The sequence below is a fragment of the Halorussus amylolyticus genome (assembly GCF_004143485.2).
GTDB classification, from domain to species: Archaea; Halobacteriota; Halobacteria; order Halobacteriales; family Haladaptataceae; genus Halorussus; species Halorussus amylolyticus.
Genome location: NZ_ML974132.1, coordinates 365,573 through 367,188 on the forward strand (window position 1 = coordinate 365,573; position 1,616 = coordinate 367,188).

The window sequence follows — 1,616 nt, forward strand, 5'->3', positions numbered from 1 at the left end:
TATCTTAACCGGGTTTATTGTTTTCGGGTGTCTTGCGGGCGGGGCCCTCTATTGCGGCCCGCGACCGGGCGAGCCTTCGCGATTCACGACCCGTTTATCTCTTCGGGCTTGACCCAGACGACGAAGCCGTCGTCTTGCCGGACGATACCCTTCACGGAGTCGCTCTCGACGCTCTCGTCTACCGTCTCGTCGTGGAGGCTGATTACTTCGTCCACCGCATCGATGAGCCATCCCACGGTTCCGTCGCCGTCGGTTTCGAGGACGACCACCCGGTCGCCGGTCTCCGTTTCGTCCAAATCGAGTACCTTCTTCGGGTTGATGATAGTGGTCGTCGCGCCGCGAAGGTCCATCACGCCTTCGACACGAGGCTCGGCGTTCGGGAGCGGTGTCAGTTCGCCCTTGTCCACGATTTCATCGACGTGTGCGATGTCGATGCAGTATTTTCGGTCCTCGAGCCGAAATTCGAGGACTTGCACGTCGCCAACTGTCTTCGACATGGGTAGAACCTCCCGCGGCGGTCACTTATCTGTTCCGACGCCGACCAGTCCGTGTCGGCTGACTGGTCTCCTACGGTATCTTTTTAACGTCCCGTTATCAAACGCGATAACTGATGGAGTCCGTGGAGCTCCTCCGGGTGCTCGGCAACAAGTACAACGCCGAGATACTCCGGGCTACGAGCGACCCGAAATCGGCCCAGGAGCTGAGCGACGAGCTCGAAATCCCCATCGCGACGAGCTACCGTCGCATCGAGGAACTCACCGAGGCCGAACTCCTCGAACTGTCGGGTCGGGAGTTCTCCGAAGAAGGTCGCCGAACCAAGGTGTACCGCCGAAACGTCGAGGCGCTCGAAGTGTCGTTCGAGGAGACCACCATCGACGTGGACCTCGACGACCGCCCCGACGTGGACAACTCGCTCGCGGACGTGTGGCGCGACCTCAAGGGAGAGTGACCGTCGAACGTTCGCCACTGAACACGAAACCATGGAAACGATAGAACTGCTGTACGTCGTCTTCAGCCTTACCCTCGCAATCGCCGGTCTGTCGATGGTCGGACTCGCGATACGGGCGTACAACCGTACGTCCAGGCGAGCGATGTTTCATCTCTCGGTCGGCTTCGCGCTCATCGTCGCGGCCGCCGTCACCACGACGGTCAGCGCCTTCGCCACGGAGTTTCAGAACACGCAGATGCTGTTGTCGGTCAACTATCTCATCACCACGGTCGGCTATCTGTTCGTCATCTACAGTATCACGGGCGACCGGTAGCGGCAACTGATATCGAATCGACAGGTGTCGCGACCATATCGTCCTGATCGGCGGATTGACCCGTTCTCACGCTCGTTTCGAATAATATCACGTCTGATAATCGGTACCTTAGATTTATTAGGTAGGTTCGTTTCGTTCCGAATAGAGTCCGCAGTCAATGACGGATTGACGGCCGGACGGGAAGTGAGAACATGAAAGACAAAATCCAAGAACGCTTAAATAACAGAGGTCAGGTGGGTATCGGTACGCTCATCGTGTTCATCGCGATGGTGCTGGTCGCCGCGATTGCGGCGGGCGTGCTCATCAACACCGCTGGGTTCCTCCAGACCAAGTCCGAACAGACCGGGCAGGAGA

4 protein-coding genes are annotated in these 1,616 nt (G+C 58.4%); 3 read left to right on the top strand and 1 reads right to left on the bottom strand.

The window, feature by feature from the left end; all coding sequences use genetic code 11:
- Positions 1–83: 83 nt before the first annotated feature.
- Positions 84–497: a chemotaxis protein CheW gene (locus EKH81_RS09115; protein WP_132059361.1), complete on the bottom strand. Its 414-nt coding sequence runs from the start codon at positions 495–497 to the stop codon at positions 84–86.
- Between the two features lie 113 nt (positions 498–610).
- On the opposite strand from EKH81_RS09115, the gene EKH81_RS09120 reads away from it, so the two are divergent.
- The 3 genes from EKH81_RS09120 to EKH81_RS09130 form a co-directional block, all read left to right on the top strand.
- Positions 611–949: a helix-turn-helix domain-containing protein gene (locus EKH81_RS09120; protein WP_132059360.1), complete on the top strand. Its 339-nt coding sequence runs from the start codon at positions 611–613 to the stop codon at positions 947–949.
- 31 nt (positions 950–980) lie between these two features.
- On the top strand, positions 981–1,262 hold the full coding sequence (locus EKH81_RS09125; RefSeq protein ID WP_132059359.1) for a DUF7521 family protein: 282 nt from the start codon (positions 981–983) through the stop codon (positions 1,260–1,262).
- 191 nt (positions 1,263–1,453) lie between these two features.
- Positions 1,454–1,616: archaellin/type IV pilin N-terminal domain-containing protein (locus tag EKH81_RS09130; protein WP_368407706.1), on the top strand; the 163-nt coding region annotated here is incomplete at its 3' end.

Bases quoted from the DNA above. Each gene is read 5' to 3' on its own strand.
- EKH81_RS09125 (WP_132059359.1), top strand. From the start codon at position 981: ATGGAAACGATAGAACTGCTGTACGTCGTCTTCAGCCTTACCCTCGCA.
- EKH81_RS09115 (WP_132059361.1), bottom strand. From the start codon at position 497: ATGTCGAAGACAGTTGGCGACGTGCAAGTCCTCGAATTTCGGCTCGAG.
- EKH81_RS09120 (WP_132059360.1), top strand. From the start codon at position 611: ATGGAGTCCGTGGAGCTCCTCCGGGTGCTCGGCAACAAGTACAACGCC.